This is a genomic window from Desulfosporosinus sp. OT (assembly GCF_000224515.1).
Lineage (GTDB): Bacteria > Bacillota > Desulfitobacteriia > Desulfitobacteriales > Desulfitobacteriaceae > Desulfosporosinus.
This window is the reverse complement of record NZ_AGAF01000031.1, coordinates 1-521: the sequence shown is the minus strand read 5'-3', so window position 1 is coordinate 521 and position 521 is coordinate 1. Positions and strand designations below refer to the sequence as shown.

Annotated in this window: 1 protein-coding gene; it reads left to right on the top strand. The window is 46.6% G+C overall.

The genetic code is table 11. The features are described 5' to 3' along the window. Positions 1-521: HAMP domain-containing protein (locus DOT_RS02695; RefSeq protein WP_040411066.1), on the top strand; the 521-nt coding region annotated here is incomplete at both ends.

Below are 521 nucleotides of genomic sequence, written 5' to 3'. Positions count from 1 at the left end.
TGAAATAGCCTATACAACCAATGATCTGAACGGGCGGGTACTGGTCAGCCTCTCTTATCCCATAGGAAAACCAGCCGGCGGGGTCATCCGCTATGTCAAAGATTACACCCGGTTGTATGAAGACAACCGGAAGTTTATGAATATGATCAGTCTTTTTGCCGCTTTGATTTTCGCCATTATCTCCATAGCCTCCTACCTCATTTCCGCCCAAATCACCAAACCCATCAAAACGCTGGCCAAGGCTGCAGAAGAGGTTTCCCAGGGTAATTATAACCCCAATTTAAACATTCGTTTACAGGATGAAATCGGTTACCTGGCGGCCCGTTTCAAAATGATGGTCCAAAAGATCCGAGAGCAGATTGCCGTCATCCAGCATGACAAAGACGTTTTGGAGCAAGTCCAGCAAGAAAATAAACGCTTCTTTGATAATGTGACCCATGAACTCAAGACCCCCATTACCACCATTGCCGGCTATGCCCAGGCCATTAGGGATTTGGGCATAAAAGACGATGAATTCACCC